Source organism: Streptococcus sp. FDAARGOS_256, from assembly GCF_002289235.2.
In the GTDB taxonomy this organism is placed as follows: domain Bacteria; phylum Bacillota; class Bacilli; order Lactobacillales; family Streptococcaceae; genus Streptococcus.
Genome location: NZ_NTGM02000001.1, coordinates 1371873 through 1388220 on the forward strand (window position 1 = coordinate 1371873; position 16348 = coordinate 1388220).

25 protein-coding genes are annotated in these 16348 nt (G+C 42.1%); all 25 read right to left on the reverse strand.

Annotated features, from left to right (window positions below; translation table 11 throughout):
* Positions 1–33 precede the first annotated feature (33 nt).
* Positions 34–432, reverse strand: coding sequence for a 30S ribosomal protein S8 (rpsH, locus tag A6J84_RS06775; protein ID WP_000245502.1), 399 nt, complete (start codon positions 430–432; stop codon positions 34–36).
* A gap of 213 nt (positions 433–645) precedes the next feature.
* Positions 646–831 (reverse strand): type Z 30S ribosomal protein S14, encoded by a 186-nt coding sequence (locus A6J84_RS06780; protein WP_001085697.1) that lies wholly within the window; start codon positions 829–831, stop codon positions 646–648.
* A 17-nt stretch (positions 832–848) separates the two neighbouring features.
* Positions 849–1391: a 50S ribosomal protein L5 gene (gene rplE / locus A6J84_RS06785; RefSeq protein ID WP_000013542.1), complete on the reverse strand. Its 543-nt coding sequence runs from the start codon at positions 1389–1391 to the stop codon at positions 849–851.
* A gap of 23 nt (positions 1392–1414) precedes the next feature.
* Positions 1415–1720: a 50S ribosomal protein L24 gene (gene rplX, locus A6J84_RS06790; RefSeq protein ID WP_000497691.1), complete on the reverse strand. Its 306-nt coding sequence runs from the start codon at positions 1718–1720 to the stop codon at positions 1415–1417.
* A 182-nt stretch (positions 1721–1902) separates the two neighbouring features.
* Positions 1903–2271 (reverse strand): 50S ribosomal protein L14, encoded by a 369-nt coding sequence (gene rplN / locus A6J84_RS06795; protein ID WP_000616545.1) that lies wholly within the window; start codon positions 2269–2271, stop codon positions 1903–1905.
* Positions 2272–2296: 25 nt separating this feature from the next.
* Complete coding sequence (rpsQ, locus tag A6J84_RS06800) at positions 2297–2557, reverse strand: 30S ribosomal protein S17 (RefSeq protein WP_000440801.1); 261 nt, start codon at positions 2555–2557, stop codon at positions 2297–2299.
* Positions 2558–2581: 24 nt separating this feature from the next.
* A complete protein-coding gene (gene rpmC / locus A6J84_RS06805) occupies positions 2582–2788 on the reverse strand; it encodes a 50S ribosomal protein L29 (RefSeq protein WP_000772918.1) in 207 nt (68 codons plus the stop codon).
* Positions 2789–2797: 9 nt separating this feature from the next.
* Positions 2798–3211 (reverse strand): 50S ribosomal protein L16, encoded by a 414-nt coding sequence (rplP, locus tag A6J84_RS06810; protein WP_000960946.1) that lies wholly within the window; start codon positions 3209–3211, stop codon positions 2798–2800.
* Positions 3212–3214: 3 nt separating this feature from the next.
* Positions 3215–3868, reverse strand: coding sequence for a 30S ribosomal protein S3 (gene rpsC / locus A6J84_RS06815; RefSeq protein WP_000529936.1), 654 nt, complete (start codon positions 3866–3868; stop codon positions 3215–3217).
* Between the two features lie 12 nt (positions 3869–3880).
* A complete protein-coding gene (rplV, locus tag A6J84_RS06820; RefSeq protein ID WP_000818137.1) occupies positions 3881–4225 on the reverse strand; it encodes a 50S ribosomal protein L22 in 345 nt (114 codons plus the stop codon).
* A gap of 11 nt (positions 4226–4236) precedes the next feature.
* Complete coding sequence (gene rpsS, locus A6J84_RS06825) at positions 4237–4518, reverse strand: 30S ribosomal protein S19 (protein WP_000533766.1); 282 nt, start codon at positions 4516–4518, stop codon at positions 4237–4239.
* Between the two features lie 103 nt (positions 4519–4621).
* A complete protein-coding gene (rplB, locus tag A6J84_RS06830) occupies positions 4622–5455 on the reverse strand; it encodes a 50S ribosomal protein L2 (RefSeq protein ID WP_000512910.1) in 834 nt (277 codons plus the stop codon).
* 17 nt (positions 5456–5472) lie between these two features.
* The gene (locus A6J84_RS06835; RefSeq protein ID WP_001055347.1) at positions 5473–5769 is read right to left on the reverse strand and encodes a 50S ribosomal protein L23; all 297 of its coding nucleotides are present in this window, start codon (positions 5767–5769) and stop codon (positions 5473–5475) included.
* Positions 5769–6392, reverse strand: a complete 624-nt coding sequence (rplD, locus tag A6J84_RS06840) for a 50S ribosomal protein L4 (protein ID WP_000024537.1) — start codon at positions 6390–6392, stop codon at positions 5769–5771. The genes A6J84_RS06835 and rplD overlap by 1 nt, the downstream gene beginning before the upstream one ends.
* 24 nt (positions 6393–6416) lie before the next feature.
* Positions 6417–7043 (reverse strand): 50S ribosomal protein L3, encoded by a 627-nt coding sequence (rplC, locus tag A6J84_RS06845; protein WP_000160197.1) that lies wholly within the window; start codon positions 7041–7043, stop codon positions 6417–6419.
* A gap of 82 nt (positions 7044–7125) precedes the next feature.
* Positions 7126–7434 carry a 30S ribosomal protein S10 gene (gene rpsJ / locus A6J84_RS06850; RefSeq protein ID WP_001284513.1) on the reverse strand — a complete coding sequence of 103 codons (309 nt, stop codon included), beginning with the start codon at positions 7432–7434 and terminating at the stop codon, positions 7126–7128.
* 256 nt (positions 7435–7690) lie between these two features.
* Positions 7691–8104, reverse strand: coding sequence for an effector binding domain-containing protein (locus A6J84_RS06855; protein ID WP_044021470.1), 414 nt, complete (start codon positions 8102–8104; stop codon positions 7691–7693).
* 567 nt (positions 8105–8671) lie between these two features.
* Entirely contained in the window at positions 8672–9298 is a 627-nt protein-coding gene (locus tag A6J84_RS06860) for a uridine kinase (RefSeq protein ID WP_049484734.1), read from the reverse strand.
* Positions 9295–9891 carry an anaerobic ribonucleoside-triphosphate reductase activating protein gene (gene nrdG, locus A6J84_RS06865; RefSeq protein ID WP_049484733.1) on the reverse strand — a complete coding sequence of 199 codons (597 nt, stop codon included), beginning with the start codon at positions 9889–9891 and terminating at the stop codon, positions 9295–9297. The genes A6J84_RS06860 and nrdG overlap by 4 nt, the downstream gene beginning before the upstream one ends.
* A gap of 4 nt (positions 9892–9895) precedes the next feature.
* Positions 9896–10396 (reverse strand): GNAT family N-acetyltransferase, encoded by a 501-nt coding sequence (locus A6J84_RS06870; protein WP_095726302.1) that lies wholly within the window; start codon positions 10394–10396, stop codon positions 9896–9898.
* Between the two features lie 43 nt (positions 10397–10439).
* Positions 10440–10580, reverse strand: coding sequence for a hypothetical protein (locus A6J84_RS06875; protein ID WP_000521625.1), 141 nt, complete (start codon positions 10578–10580; stop codon positions 10440–10442).
* An 11-nt stretch (positions 10581–10591) separates the two neighbouring features.
* A complete protein-coding gene (gene nrdD / locus A6J84_RS06880; protein ID WP_193756710.1) occupies positions 10592–12799 on the reverse strand; it encodes an anaerobic ribonucleoside-triphosphate reductase in 2208 nt (735 codons plus the stop codon).
* A gap of 120 nt (positions 12800–12919) precedes the next feature.
* Positions 12920–14437 (reverse strand): damage-inducible protein CinA, encoded by a 1518-nt coding sequence (locus A6J84_RS06885; protein WP_095726304.1) that lies wholly within the window; start codon positions 14435–14437, stop codon positions 12920–12922.
* Between the two features lie 35 nt (positions 14438–14472).
* Positions 14473–14616 carry a hypothetical protein gene (locus A6J84_RS10155; RefSeq protein ID WP_000933184.1) on the reverse strand — a complete coding sequence of 48 codons (144 nt, stop codon included), beginning with the start codon at positions 14614–14616 and terminating at the stop codon, positions 14473–14475.
* Positions 14617–14689: 73 nt separating this feature from the next.
* Positions 14690–16222, reverse strand: coding sequence for a cardiolipin synthase (gene cls / locus A6J84_RS06890; RefSeq protein ID WP_095726305.1), 1533 nt, complete (start codon positions 16220–16222; stop codon positions 14690–14692).
* Positions 16223–16348 lie beyond the last annotated feature (126 nt).

Consider the following 16348-nt stretch of genomic DNA (forward strand, 5'->3'; position numbering starts at 1 on the left):
ACGACGAGTCTCAAAGAAATTGGGAGCTAAATATTACCAAACGTAAGCGATAACCTCACCACCAACATTCTTTTGGCGAGCTTCTTTATCAGTAAGCAAACCTTCAGAAGTTGAAAGGATAGCAATTCCAAGTCCGTTAAGAACTTTTGGAAGATCTTCACGTTTTTTGTAGACACGAAGTCCTGGTTTAGAAACACGTTTCAAGTTAGTGATAACTTTTTCACCGTTTGGTCCGTATTTAAGGAATACACGGATGATGCCTTGTTTGTCATCTTCGATGATTTCTACGTTCTTAACAAAACCTTCGTGTTTAAGGATTTCAGCAATCCCTTTTTTGATGTTTGATGCAGGCACTTCAAGTACTTCGTGTTTCGCTTGGTTAGCGTTACGAATACGAGTTAGGAAGTCTGCGATTGGGTCAGTCATAACCATTTTGTTTTTCTCCTCTTACTAGTAGTTTGCAAGTTGCACTTGCTAGTTAATGATTGAGCTGGGCTCAGATAGTATTGACACATTCAAATGAGAGAACTCTTATTTGAAAACGAGCTACAACCTGTGCAAAAAAGATAAATTTGTTTTGGAGCATCGCTCCTTCACCAAATTTTCTATTTTTGCTGTGGTTGTTACGCTCTTTGTATCATGATATTACCAAGATGCTTTTGTTACACCAGGAATTTGTCCTTTGTAAGCTAATTCACGGAAGCAAACACGGCAAAGTTTAAATTTGCGGTAAACTGAATGTGGACGACCACATTTTTCACAACGAGTATAAGCTTGAGTAGAGAACTTCGCTGGACGTTTGTTCTTAGCAATCATTGATTTTTTAGCCATTAGATTTACCTCCTATATTATTTTGCAAAAGGCATTCCAAGGCCTGTAAGCAATGCACGTGACTCTTCGTCAGTGTTAGCAGTTGTTACGATAACGATGTCAAGACCACGAGTTTTGTCAACGTCATCAAAGTTGATTTCTGGGAAGATCAATTGTTCTTTCACACCAAGTGTGTAGTTTCCGCGTCCATCAAATGATTTTGTTGGAACACCGTGGAAGTCACGCACACGTGGAAGTGAAACTGAAACCAATTTGTCCAAGAATTCGTACATACGTTCACCACGAAGGGTAACTTTTGCACCAATCGCTACACCTTCACGAAGACGGAAGCCGGCGATTGATTTTTTAGCTTTAGTGATAAGTGGTTTTTGACCTGAGATAAGTGCCAATTCTTCAGCAGCTTTTTCAAGACTTTTAGCGTTTGATACAGCTTCACCAACACCCATGTTCAAAACGATCTTATCTACTTTAGGCACAGCCATCACTGATGAGTAGTTGAATTGTTCTGTCAAAGCAGGAACTACTTCATTAAGATATTTTTCTTTTAAACGATTTGCCATTATACTTCTCCTTTCCTTCGTGATTAATCAAGCACTTCGCCTGATTTTTTGTTGTAGCGAACTTTTTTACCGTCTACAAATTTGTAACCAACACGACCAGCTACACCGTTTTTATCCAATACTTGAACGTTTGATACGTGGATAGCTGCTTCTTTCTCGATGATACCACCTTGAGGAAGCTCGTTAGTTGGACGTTGGTGTTTCTTAACGATGTTAACACCTTCAACGATAACTTTGTTTACTTTTGGAAGGGCAGTAAGGACAACAGCTTCTGTTCCCTTATCTTTACCAGCGATTACGCGAACTTTGTCGCCTTTTTTTACAAACATTAGGTTTCTCCTTGATTTTTCTTACGCCCATAAGGGCACCCTAGCCTGAAGCTAGGGGACTAGTTTGTTTGTTTTTGCTCTGCGAAAATCAAAGCAATCCTTCGTCAGTTTCAACTCACCTAACTTAAGTTATGCTTTCGTTTCACTTCCTAGACTTGTTTTAATTTTCTTTGAGCAACCAATTAAAGTACTTCTGGAGCAAGTGACACGATCTTCATGAAGCCACCTTCACGCAATTCACGTGCAACTGGGCCAAAGATACGTGTTCCGCGAGGAGTTTTGTCTTCACGGATGATAACTGCTGCGTTTTCGTCAAATTTGATGTATGAACCATCAGCACGACGAGCACCTGATTTAGTACGAACGATAACAGCTTTTACAACGTCACCTTTTTTAACCGCACCACCAGGAGTAGCTTGTTTTACAGATGCCACGATAACATCACCGATGTTTGCAAATTTACGTCCTGAACCACCAAGAACTTTGATAGTCAAGATTTCGCGCGCACCGCTGTTGTCTGCGACTTTCAAACGAGTTTCTGTTTGAATCATTTCAGTTTTCTCCTTTCAGGTTTGATTAGATGATGACCGCTTCTTCAACAACTTCTACAAGACGGAAACGTTTTGTAGCTGAAAGCGGACGAGTTTCCATGATACGTACGATATCGCCTTCTTTGGCAACATTGTTTTCATCATGTGCTTTGTATTTTTTAGAGTAGTTAATACGTTTACCATAGACTGGGTGGTTACGTTTTGTTTCAACTACAACTGTGATTGTCTTGTCCATTTTGTCAGATACAACACGTCCAACAAGAACTTTACGATTATTGCGTTCCATTGAAATTTCTCCTTCCCTAGTCTATTATTTCGCTTCAGATTGAACTGTTTTGATACGAGCGATTTGTTTTTTAACTTCTTTCAAGCGAGCTGTTTGTTCCAATTGACCAGTAGCAGCTTGGAAACGAAGTTCAAACAATTCTTTTTTCAATTCGTTTTCGCGCTTCGCGAGTTCTTCTTGAGAAAGACCACGAAGTTCTTTAACAAATTCTTTTACTTCATTAAGTTTCATGCCTTCTCCTTATTCTGCTTCACGTTTTACGAATTTACATTTAACTGGCAATTTGTGGCTTGCAAGACGAAGCGCTTCGCGAGCGATTTCTTCAGATACACCAGCGATTTCAAACATCACTTTACCACGTTTAACTGGTGCTACCCAACCTTCAGGTGCCCCTTTACCAGATCCCATACGCACACCGATAGCTTTAGCAGTGTATGATTTGTGCGGGAAGATTTTAATCCAAACTTTACCACCACGTTTCATGTAACGAGTCATGGCGATACGAGCAGCTTCGATTTGGCGGTTAGTGATCCAGTGGCTAGTTGTAGCTTGAAGACCGTATTCACCGAATGCTACTTCTTTTCCACCTTTTGCTTCACCGCGCATTTTTCCACGGAATTCACGACGGTGTTTAACACGTTTAGGTACTAACATTGGTTATTTACCTCCTTTAGTGTTTTTACGAGCTGGAAGAACTTCACCACGGTAGATCCATACTTTAACACCAAGTTTACCGTATGTAGTATCTGCTTCTTCCCAAGCGTAATCGATATCTGCACGAAGTGTGTGAAGTGGAACAGTTCCTTCAGAGTATCCTTCAGCACGGGCAATATCTGCACCGTTCAAACGACCTGATACTTGAGTTTTAATTCCTTTAGCTCCAGCACGCATTGCACGTTGGATTGCTTGTTTTTGTGCACGACGGAAAGCGACACGTTGCTCCAATTGACGAGCAATTCCTTCACCTACAAGGTGAGCATCCAAATCAGGTTGTTTGATTTCGATGATGTTGATGTGTACTTGTTTTCCAGTCAATTTGTTAAGTTTTGCACGGAGTGCATCAACATTAGCACCACCTTTACCGATAACCATACCTGGTTTAGCAGTGTGAAGTGAAACGTTAACTTTGTTTACTGCGCGTTCGATTTCGATAGTTGAAACTGCTGCGTCAGCAAGTTCTTTTTGAACGAATTTACGGATTGCAAGATCTTCATGAAGGTAATCCGCGTATTCTTTTTCAGCATACCATTTGGCATCCCAATCACGGATGATGCCGACACGCATACCAATTGGATGTACTTTTTGACCCACGATGTTACCTCCTTATTTTTCTGCAACAGCCACAGTGATGTGAGCTGTACGTTTGTTGATTGGTGAAGCTGAACCTTTCGCACGTGGACGGAAACGTTTCATAGTTGGTCCTTCGTTTGCGAATGCTTCAGATACTACCAAGTTAGCTTTGTCCAAACCAAAGTTGTTTTCAGCGTTAGCTACAGCTGAGTTCAAAACTTTCAAGATGATTTCAGCAGCTTTGTTTGGTGTGAATGTCAAGATTGCAATAGCATCGGCTACGCTTTTACCACGGATGTTGTCAAGAACAAGACGTGATTTACGAGGTGAAACACGTACTGTACGAGCCATTGCTTTAGCTGAAGTAATTTCTGCCATTTATGTTCTCCTTATTTTCTACGTGTTTTCTTGTCGTCTGCAGCGTGACCTTTGTAAGTACGAGTTGGTGCAAATTCACCAAGTTTGTGACCTACCATGTCTTCTTGGATGTAAACAGGTACGTGTTTACGTCCGTCATAAACTGCAATAGTGTAACCAATGAAACTTGGGAAGATCGTTGAACGACGTGACCAAGTTTTGATAACTTTTTTCTTTTCGTCGTTAGCTTGAGCTTCAACTTTTTTCATCAAATGCTCATCGACGAAAGGTCCTTTTTTAAGACTGCGTCCCATTTTTATATTTTCTCCTTTAAATGTTGTACCACAGCGGCTTGCGCTCACATGGAGCGCTACCGAGCTGGCGGATTTCCTAGTTGCTTAGGCGACTAGTTTACTATTATTTCTCGTTGCGACGACGAACGATAAGTTTGTCAGATTTCGCTTTCTTGTTACGAGTTTTAAGACCAAGAGCAGGTTTGCCCCATGGAGTAGATGGCGCTTTACGACCAACTGGTGCTTTACCTTCACCACCACCGTGTGGGTGATCGTTAGGGTTCATTACAGAACCACGAACTGTTGGGCGGATACCTTTCCAACGGCTACGTCCTGCTTTACCAAGGTTTACAAGTCCATGTTGTTCGTTTCCGACAACACCAACTGTAGCACGACAAGTTCCAAGAATCATACGAACTTCGCCAGATTGAAGACGAACAAGAACGTATTTACCTTCTTGACCCAATACTTGGGCAGAAGCACCAGCAGCACGTACCAATTCTCCACCACGACCTGGTTTCAATTCGATGTTGTGGATCAAAGTACCAACTGGGATGTTAGCAAGTGGAAGAGCGTTTCCGACTTTGATATCTGCTTCAGGACCTGAAACGATACGTTGACCAACTTCAAGACCTTTTGGAGCGATGATGTATGCTTTCACACCGTCAGTGTAGTGTACAAGAGCGATGTTTGCAGAACGGTTTGGATCGTACTCGATTGTTTTAACAACTGCTTCAACATTGTCTTTGTTACGCTTGAAGTCAACCAAACGGTAGAAACGTTTGTGTCCACCACCTTGGTGACGAACAGTGATACGACCGTTGTTGTTACGACCAGCCTTGCTCTTCAAAGCAACAAGCAATGATTTTTCAGGAGTGCTTGTTGTGATTTCAGCGAAATCCAAAGAAGTCATATTACGGCGACCGTTTGTTGTTGGTTTATAAACACGAATTCCCACGATATTTCCTCCTTAGATTATTCAGCTTCAGCAGCGAACAACTCGATTGCTTTTGAATCAGCTGTAAGTGTGATGATAGCTTTTTTAGTTTTGTTAGTAAAACCAGTGTAACGTCCAACACGTTTTGCTTTTGGTTTTACGTTGATTGTGTTAACGTTGGCAACTTTAACACCTTCGAAAGCAGCTTCAACAGCTTGCTTGATCAAAAGTTTGTGTGCACGAGTGTCAACTTCAAATACATATTTCCCTGCTTCAAGTTGAGCCATTGAGCTTTCAGTGATGACAGGTTTTTTGATAACATCATACAAATTCATTATGCAAGAACCTCCTCGATTTTAGAGATAGCTGCTTGTGTGACAAGAAGTTTGTCGCTATTTGCGATGTCAAGAACACTTGCAGTTGTAGCAGTTGCAACTTTCACGTTTGGAAGGTTACGAGCTGAAAGAGCTGCGAATTCATTTCCTTCTTCAAGGATAACAAGAACTTTAGAATCGATGCTCAATGCTGCAAGAACTTTTGCAAATTCAGCAGTTTTTGGAGCTGTAAATGAAAGAGCGTCTACAGCTACGAATTTGTTTTCAGCAACTTTTTCAGAGTAAACTGATTTAAGAGCTAGGCGACGAACTTTTTGTGGAAGTTTGTAGCCGTATGAACGTGGAGTTGGTCCGAAGACAACACCACCACCACGCCATTGTGGTGAGCGGATAGAACCTTGACGAGCACGTCCAGTTCCTTTTTGACGCCATGGTTTGCGTCCACCACCTGATACTGCAGAGCGGTTTTTAACAGCGTGTGTTCCTTGACGAAGGCTTGCGCGTTGGCTGATGATCACATCAAACACAACTGATTCATTTGGTTCAATACCAAATACTGCATCGTTAAGAACAACTTGGCCAGCTTCTTTACCAGTTTGGTCAAATAATGTTACGTTTGCCATTGTGACTGATTTCCCCTTTCTTTATTATTTACCAGCTTTAACTGCTGATTTGATAGTGATAAGAGATTTCTTAGCACCTGGTACGTTACCTTTGATAAGGATAACGTTCTTTTCTGGAACAACTTGTACAACTTCAAGGTTTTGAATTGTTACGCGGTCGCCACCCATACGTCCTGCAAGGTTTTTACCTTTGAATACGCGGTTAGGTGCAACAGGTCCCATAGAACCTGGACGACGGTGGTAACGAGAACCGTGAGCCATTGGTCCACGTGATTGTCCGTGGCGTTTGATAACACCTTGGAAACCTTTACCTTTAGAAGTACCAGTTACGTCAACAACGTCTCCAGCTGCGAATGTTTCAACTGTGATTTCAGCACCAACTTCCAAGCCTTCAACGTTTTTGAATTCACGAATGAAGCGCTTAGGAGCCGTGTTAGCTTTCGCTACATGTCCTTTAGCAGGTTTGTTGCTCAATACTTCGCGTTTGTCATCGAAACCAACTTGGATAGCGTTGTATCCGTCTGTTTCAACAGTTTTAACTTGAAGAACAACGTTTGGAGTTGCTTCAATAACTGTTACAGGGATCAATTCGCCAGCTTCAGTGAAGATTTGAGTCATTCCCACTTTTTTCCCTAAGATTCCTTTTGTCATGAGAAAATAGTTCCTTTTCTATATTTTTTATTCAAAAAGTTTTTAACGAGCGTTTTTTATGCTCAAGGTATCAAGCTTTAGATTAAAGTTTGATTTCTACGTTTACACCACTTGGAAGATCCAATTTCATCAACGCATCAACTGTTTTTTGAGTTGGGTTAACGATATCGATCAAACGTTTGTGTGTACGCATTTCAAATTGTTCGCGAGAGTCTTTGTATTTGTGAGTCGCACGAATGATTGTGTAGAGGCTACGCTCAGTTGGAAGTGGGATTGGACCCGCAACTTGTGCACCTGTACGAGTAGCTGATTCTACGATTTTTGCAGCCGCTGTGTCAAGCGTACGGTGTTCGTAAGCTTTCAAACGGATACGGATTTTTTTGTTTGCCATCTTTTTCTCCTTTTCGTCTATTTAAGATAATAGGCTAGCTCCACAAGAAAACCGACGCGCGTTGCGTGGCAATGCAACCGAGCGTGTCGCAACCTCTTGCATCACAGCTAAGGCTGTAATTTACAGCACCATAATAGAATAACACAAAGCCCCTGCGATTGCAAGGGATTTGTGAGCTTTTTCTCGTTTTTTTACTAACCTAAGTTACTAGAGTATGTTCTGATCCTCTTTCGTAAATAAAACATAGTTTGACAATTCACCCATTTTTGGGGGTGGCGATAAAGATAGATACTGTCTGATCTGGATCATATTTTTCAAAATCAATACTATACTGACGTTGCAGTTCTCTTGCTTCTTCTGCCTGCCAAATTTGTTGCCAGGTATGGAGAAACCCTTTTGAATCACTTGTATCCACCTCAAATACTTGGTAGGTTTGTTCTGAAGTGTCAAAATCCCAGTCTTCTTTATCGGATAGACTACAGAGCGACAAGCTGTAATCCCCCTTGTAGTCGCTGACATAATCATGATAGACTGCATAAATCGGAAGCCCTTGGGCAAATGCCTCCTCTACTTCTTTCTGGTGCTCCTGCCATAGATGGCTAATTTTTTCCATCATGTTTGGATCTTGGAAATTATTTGTAGAGATACTACTGATTATTTTTAAAAACATTCCTTCGCTCCTTTTACTTTCACTTCTAAGGTGACTGACTAGCAATCAACCTCAGCTCTAAACTTTCTAGCTACCAAGAGGCTAATTCACGCAACAAAATGAAATAGCATTCTTTGCGTATAGGATATATCACACCATTCACTATCAACTCCCTTTTCCCAGAAAAAACGGTGCCTATAACAAACAAAACGTTCAATTTACCGGTCTCAACCAGAGCTGAAAAACAATGCAGGCTTCAACCAAGACCATCCTTCCAATTCTTATTGATATAGTCTGGAAAGTTTTTAACGAACATTTTTTGTGCTCAAGTCTAAGACATAAAGGGATTCAAACTCAAAGCAAAAATAGGAAATCGACGCGCGTTGTGTGGCAGTGTATCCAATCGTGGTCACAACCTCTTGCATCACAGCTAAAGATGTGATTTACAGCACCACGGTAGAATAACACAAAGCCCCTGCGATTGCAAGGGATTTGTGAGCTTTTTCCGTTTTTTTTAAGATGAAACTGTTTTCTCTTTTTATCTTTCCAAAATTACGGATTTACATCTATAAAAAACTACCTTTTCTTCTATATAATATGTGCCATTTTGACCTTGAATGTATCTTCTGATTGATCTACTAAAATGTCCGCTTTAGACTCGGTTTCTCTATAGTATCGCAGATACTGCTCCCGTCTCATCTGATGGCTAGCTAATACAAAAGATGCATCGCGATTTCTCATAGTCGTATCTCGAGCTAAGCGCCTCTTTAATTCGGTCTCCTCATCCGTGTAGAAACAGATGGTTTTGTCAAAGAGTTCCTTGGGAAGAAAACCCACGGACATCCCTTCAACAATAAGAATTGGCTTTCCTCCAGACAAGACCTCGCTAGCCTTCCAAGGTTCATCAATCGTCAAGATGTCCATGCCTGCCTGCAAGGCGAGAATATCTCTCTGTAAACTTGCTAGTTCATGCGCCACTGGCAGACAAGCCGTCACCTTTTGATCTGGCGCTTGCTTTGGTACTACCAGGTGACGTTCTGAGGTGATATAAGGATCTGTTTCTAGTAAATTTACTGTAGTAGAATCTAGAGCTTGATGTAATTCCTGAGCGAAGGTTGACTTGCCCGAAGCCCCATGACCGTAGATCCCTAGCGTCCTAATTCTTCCCGTTTCGATCTCTGAAACCAGTTGTTCTATCAGGTCTTTTTTCTTCATTCTCTCTTCACCTGTTCATAGCTTTCTTTTCCGTCATTAAGCTTGTCCCAAATCACCACTTGCCCACTTTTGAGGGATTTTTGCACATCGATAATCCGTTGATTGGACGAACCTCGAAACTGGAGCATAAGATTGCGTTTGCTTTTATCATACCGTCCATCGACAAGGATGTCAATCAATGATAAGAGTTCCAGTTTATCTGGAGTCTCCAGCATCATTTCTTCCCAAGTATAACCCGTCCAGGACCAGATGTCTTTTTCTGGTAATTCCTTTCGAATGCGCTTAACGAGAGGCAAGAGAATGCCCGTATTAAGAAAGGGTTCTCCTCCTAGCAAGGTCAAACCTTGAACATAGGGTTGGGCAAGGTCTTCCATGATTTGTTCTTCTAATTCTGCCGTATAGGGAATGCCTGCGTTGAAAGACCAAGTCGCAACATTATAGCATCCCTCGCAGTGAAACATGCAACCTGATACATAGAGAGAGTTTCGCACACCTTCTCCATCGACAAAATTAAAAGCCTTGTAATCAATGATTCGCCCTTTACTAAGCTCCTCACTTTTCCATTCACCTGGTTTTGGTGTATTCCATGTCATCCTTTTACTCCAAATCTATCCAGTAACGTTCTACACCATTGCGAACATCCTCAAACACCCCACCATTTGCCACAATCACCGCCCTACTAGCAGGATTTTCCGTACTACAGGTCACAAGTGCTTTTTTGATGTTCTTTTCCTTGGCAACTTGCAGGCCTTGTCTGAGGGCTTCTTTGGCATAACCTTTGCCTCTTTCAGAGGGGCGGATGGAATAGCCGATATGGCCCCCATTTTCTAGTAAGTAGTCATTTAATCGGAGACGAAGGTTGAGAAAGCCAAGAGCCTGGCCTGCTACGTCAAAACTAACCAGCTGGATAGCAGGAACCCAGTTTTCAGGAATATTGAGTCCCGCTTCCGCTTGAAGATTTTCTTCTAGCCACTCTTCATAAACAAAATTCTCAGCATCCCAAAATCCGCCATCATGGGCTGATTGAGTCTGTTCAAACTCTGCCATCATCTCTAAAACTGTTTCTTTATCAGCTAATCTTGGTCTACGTAATTCCATCCTTACCTCCCGCTAAGAGAAAAGCGAGAGCGGACTCTCACTTTTATTTTTTCTTGTTCTTGTTTAAAAACTGTTCTCTGAGGTTGAGCAAGCGTTCTTTTTTACCTGTTCCACCTTTCGAGTGTTTCTCGTGATAACGGGTCACTTGTGCGCGTCCCTTATCGTCTAATTGGTATTTCCCCATTCCATTTCCTTCTAATTTGTTACTTCATGTCCTGCTGTTTTAATAGTTGAACCGTTCATGTGTTTGACACGCGCAGCGATTTCCTTGTGGCGTCCATTAACCATCGGACGCGCTTGAGGATTTCCCAGATAACCACACGTACGTTTGACCACATCTACTGTTTTAGGGTCGCTATTGCCACAGTTGGGACAAGCAAATCCTCTCTCAGTTGGTTCAAAATCCCCTTCAAAGTCGCACTTGTAGCAACGATCAATCGGAGTATTGGTCCCTAGATAGCCGACACGGTCATAGGCATAGTCCCAGACAGCTTCCAGGGCTTTAGGATTTTGTTGAAGAACTGGATACTCACAATAATGGATGAAACCACCTGACGCACCTGCTTCTGGATAAACTTTCTCAAAGTCTAATTTTTCAAACGGTGTTGGATTTTTACGGACATCATAGTGGAAAGAGTTGGTATAGTATTCCTTGTCCGTAATATCAGGAATAGAGCCAAACTTCTCTGTATCCAAGCGACAGAAGCGGTCTGTCAGACTTTCAGACGGTGTGGAGTAGATAGAGAAATGGTAACCATATTGGTCAGACCACTCTTCCACACGACGTTTCATATCGCGAATGATTTCCAATGTGAATCCCTTAGCCTCAGGATTGCTTTCCCAGCTGTTTCCAAAGAAGACTGTCGCCACTTCGTACAAACCGATGTAGCCCAGCGAAACTGTTGCACGGCGATTCTTAAAGAGCTGATCAACACTTTCTTCTTTTCCAAGACGGCGACCAAAGGCTCCGTACTGATAGAGGATAGGGGCATTCGCTGGTGTTGCTTCCTTGGTTCGTTCGACACGATAAACCAGAGCATCCTCCGCAATGTTCATCCGCTCGTTGAAGATTTCCCAGAACTTATTCATGTCGCCCTCAGACTCAAGGGCAATGCGAGGCAGATTAACCGTCACAACACCTAGATTCATCCGACCTGAATTGACCTCAACACCATTTTCATCTTTCCAGCCTTGGAGGAAGGAGCGACAACCCATAGGAACCTTGAAAGAACCAGTCAGTTCGATAATCTTATCGTAGGACAAGACATCTGGGTACATCCGCTTGGTTGCACACTCGAGGGCCAACTGTTTGATGTCATAGTTTGGAGTTCCCTCTTCCAAGTTGAGGCCTCTTTTTAGCGTAAAGATGAGTTTAGGGAAGATAGCTGTGCGGTGTTCTGAGCCAAGTCCCTTGATTCGGATGGTCAAGATAGCTTTTTGAATTTCCCGCTCAAAACGACTAGTTCCTAAACCAAAACCGAGCGAAGTAAAAGGTGTTTGGCCATTTGAGGTGAAGAGGGTGTTGATTTCATACTCGAGAGATTGCATGGCATCGTAGATGTCTTTTTGGGTTTTCTTCCAAGCATAATCTTCCCGTTTATCAGGCAGGACCCACTCTTCCGCATCCTTGAGGTGTTTCTGGTAATTCTTCTCTGCATACGGAGCTAAGACTTCATCGATACGGTCAGCTGAGCAGCCCCCGTACTGGCTAGAAGCAACATTGGCGATGATTTGTGAAATTTGAGCTGTCGCAGTCTGGATAGACTTGGGACTCTCTACCTCTGCATTGCCAATCTTAAAACCATTTTCCAACATCCCTTTAAAATCAATCAAACAGCAGTTGGTCATCGGAGTGTAGGGGCTGTAGTCCAAGTCATGATAGTGGATATCCCCTTTTTGGTGAGCATTGGCTACGTGCTTAGGAAGCATTTGTAGCCCGATTGACTTCCCAACAATCCCTGCTGTCAAATCACGCTGGGTGTTGAAGACATCGCTGTCTTTATTGGCATTTTCATTGACAACTGCCTGGTCTTTATTGAGAAGTTTATGGATACTAAAGTTGATATCTGTCGCTTTTGAGCGCTCAAAATCCCTTTGTGTCCGATAAGTGATATACTCCTCAGCCAAGGCATATTCTTTGGCTTCAAGGAGTTCATGCTCTACGACATTTTGAATTTCGTAAATCTTGACACCTTGAGGGAAGCGGCTGTGAATTTCAGTCACGATTCTTTCAACTAGACCATTTAGGCGTTTTTCTACTAGAGGCGTAAGGTCCATAACCTTTTCCGCTGCCTTGTGGAGAGCCTTGTCAATCTTGTCTACATCAAACACCACACGTCTACCATCTCGTTTTTCAACGAACAAGGTGGGAACGGTTGCAAGCTTTTCTTCTAATACAATCATATCCATGCTCTTTTCTAAAATGTTGTTCTATGAAGTATTATACCACTCTAAAAATAAAAATCAATATCTTGTGTTAAAAATCCTAAAATTTTTAAAATTCCACAAGATATTGATTTTTTGTTATTTTAATTTATAAAGTTTAAACTCGCTAGTATCTGTCTGAACAAGCTCATAGTTTTCACTGAGCCAGCTCTCTACATCTGACCACAAGGCAACTTTTTGATTGACCACAATCATCTTCGGTTGATTTTCTTTCAGGTCATTCATCAGTTTGGTTTTATTTTCATCGCTTGCAGTATAGAGTGTTGGAGTTGATAGAGAAGTCGGCGCCAAGCGTTCACTTGCACGGTAGAAATCAGGACGATCATCCCAAGCATAGACACGATCCTCAGAACTCGTTTGTTGTTTGACCACGCTAGCCAGACGGTCTCTCTCCTGATAAGTCGTTGGGTGAGAAAGGTAACGACTCACGATAGGAAGAACAATAAGGTAGGCAAGGGCAATCAGTGGTAGATAGAAATTCCCTTTAAGGAAAGAAGTTTGTTTCTCACGTCTTCTTCTACGACGACTCCCTCCCTCCGAAACATCTTCCTTGATTCCTGTCAGAAGGAGCAAGACCAAGAAAGGAATTAGCACCACAAGACGAGTACCGTTGATAGGTTCTTTAGAGAGAATCAAGATTCCCAAAGAAAGCAACACTCCCAAGCTAGCAGCAATTGAGAGGGCATATTGCTTGGCTGGTTTTGACTGGAACAAGCCTGCAAAGAGCAAGCCAAGGGAACCTAATCCAATAGCAAGCAAGCCATAGAAGGCTGCATTTTCAAGCAAATGCGAATTTGAAAAGAGGCTAAGAGTATTTACCGGATACAAGGTCTGGCTAATGGCATCTCCAAAACTACCTGTCCACACTGTATAGTAGCCTAAAGGATAGAATAAGAGTGAAAATCCTAGGGCTGACGCAAAGAACTGATATAAGCCATGAACAAAGTGACCTTTGCCTAGATTAAAGCCGATAATCCCCAAGGCCAGTACAGCCGCAAACAAGGCGGTTGGGATTGGCGCAAAGAAGAAAGCGAGAGCAAGGCTCATACCCACTCGTACAAATCCTTTGTCGTCCTTTGGAAAAGCTAGATAATTTGTAACGATACTCAATGAATAAAATAGGAAAGGTAGGGCTAGCAAGAGAGCATAACCACCACCAAAAGCGAGGCCTGCTACAAGCAAGTATAAAATAAAGACAAGTCGTTTCGCTTCCTTTTCTTGGCCGACAAGAGTATCTGCAGCCTTAAAAAGAAAAACACCTGCTCCAAACAAGGCCAACCACTCAACCAAAGCAATCAGAATGCTGCCTCGAAAAAGGTAAGCTAGCACATAATAGAGCAATCCCTCCGTCCCAAAATAATCTGTATACATTTGACCATTTTGATGCAAGGCCCAACCGGTATAAAGATCTTGAGTTTGTTGCGGACTGACTAAACCAAAAATAAAAGGCAGGGCAATCGAAATGGCTGTGGCCACTAAACTCCAAAGCAAAATACTAAAAAAGGGAATGGGAGCTCCTTCTCGTTTTTCTGGCACTGACCAGTCTTGGTAATGAGATTCTTCTTGTTTCTCATCTATTTTCCCGTATACGTTCATTCAATTTCTCCTCTAAGTTTATCTGTTTTAGTATATCAAAATCTTACAGGAATGTCAGCTTGGGATTGATATTTGCTGAATTTCTTATCCAATAGCGCAAAGCGTTCGATTTCACGAAAACGGTGGAAGCGACTATTTCTATACTCTCTGATAAAATCATCATCTTCTAGATTAAGCATGGTTTTCTCCTTTACTTATCTATTCGTAAGAAAACAAAAAAGACCCAGCCTTGGGCTAGATCTTGATGGATAGTCAGAGCATAGGTGCAAACAACTGGACAATTTCCTTGATGAGGCTTTGATACCAGCTGGTTTTGATGGTGTGAGGATAAATTTCTTGAGAAACTTTAAAAATTTCTTCGAAGTCCCTTTCAATAGCGATGATAGACTGCGTTCTATAAAGCAAGACGGCATTTTCATAGTGATGAAGCAAGCTCCGATAGTCAAAATTGATGGTTCCCACGGTGGCCACTTCTCCATCGACAAGCATTTGCTTGCTATGAAGGAATCCCGGACTGTACTCATAAATACGAACCCCCGCAGATAACAAGTCTGGATAGGCTCCTCGAGTAACCAATTGGATGACCTTCTTATCTGGGATACACGGCGTCACAATTCGCACATCTACCCCTCTCAGAGCTGCATTTTTGATACTTTCAGTTAGATCGTAGTCCGCAATCAGATAGGGAGTTGTGATGTAGACGTAATCTGTAGCTTGATTGATAAGATTTTGATAGACCGTTTTTCCAACTTGAGCTCGGTAGATGGGTTTTGGCCCACTACTATAGGGAATACAGAGCCCCATCCCATCTTTGGGCTGATTTTCGAGATGGTATTGGTCAAAGTCACTAATCTCTCCACGGTTGATATACCAGGCAGATAAAAAGAGTCTGGTAAAAGCCTTAACTGCTGGTCCATCCAAACGAATCCCACTATCCTTCCAGTAACCAAAACGTTCGATATGGTTGATATACTCATCGGCCAGATTGACACCACCTGTATAGGCAATCTGCCCATCAATAATCATGATTTTACGGTGGTCACGGTTGTTATAAGCAACGGTCAAACGTGGAATCACCTTGTTAAATTTGTGGGCTTCAATCCCTCGACCACGAAGCTGGACGGTGTAATCTCCAGGTAAGGTTGCCATACAACCAATATCATCATAGAGAAGCTTCACCTCTACTCCTTGAGCTGCCTTTTCTTCCAAAATCTCCAAAATACTATTCCACATCAAACCTTCTTCGATGATATAGTATTCGAGAAAGATAAACTTCTCAGCTTTCTTGAGATCCTCTAGCATCTGATGCCACATGCTTTCACCAGATGCAAAAAATTGTGTATCCGTTCGATCATAGACATCAGCATTCGTATCCATGCTGAGGAGAGATTTGATAACTCCGTAAGCTGACTTGTCCTGCTCTTTTAACTCCAAACGGAGAGCTCTGCTATTATCCTCTCGATCAACCATTGATTGGAGCTGCTTTAGCTGCTTCATTTCTTTTTTAGATAAACGACGCTCTCCAAACATGATATAGAGCAATGGGCCAAACACTGGCACAAAGGCTACTAACAGCCATGTTACCTTACTCTCAGGATTCATAGACCGATTGACAATCGATACAATGGTCGCCATACTCATCAAAATAACTAGAATAATCCAGAGAATCGGAGCCATCTGCCCTAGATAGAGAAATAAACCAAAGACGATAAACAACTCTGCCAACATGATGGTAATACTGAAACCATATTTGGACATGAGTAGCTGCATTTTTCTAGCTGTCATACATCCCCTTTCTTTTCTAACATTCTCCTTAACTGCTTGATAAACTAATCTTTCTACTAGTATACCTCAGTCCAGGGGTAGATGGCAACCTTTTACCTTTGCTCAAGTTCCAGTCGTTCCGTGTTT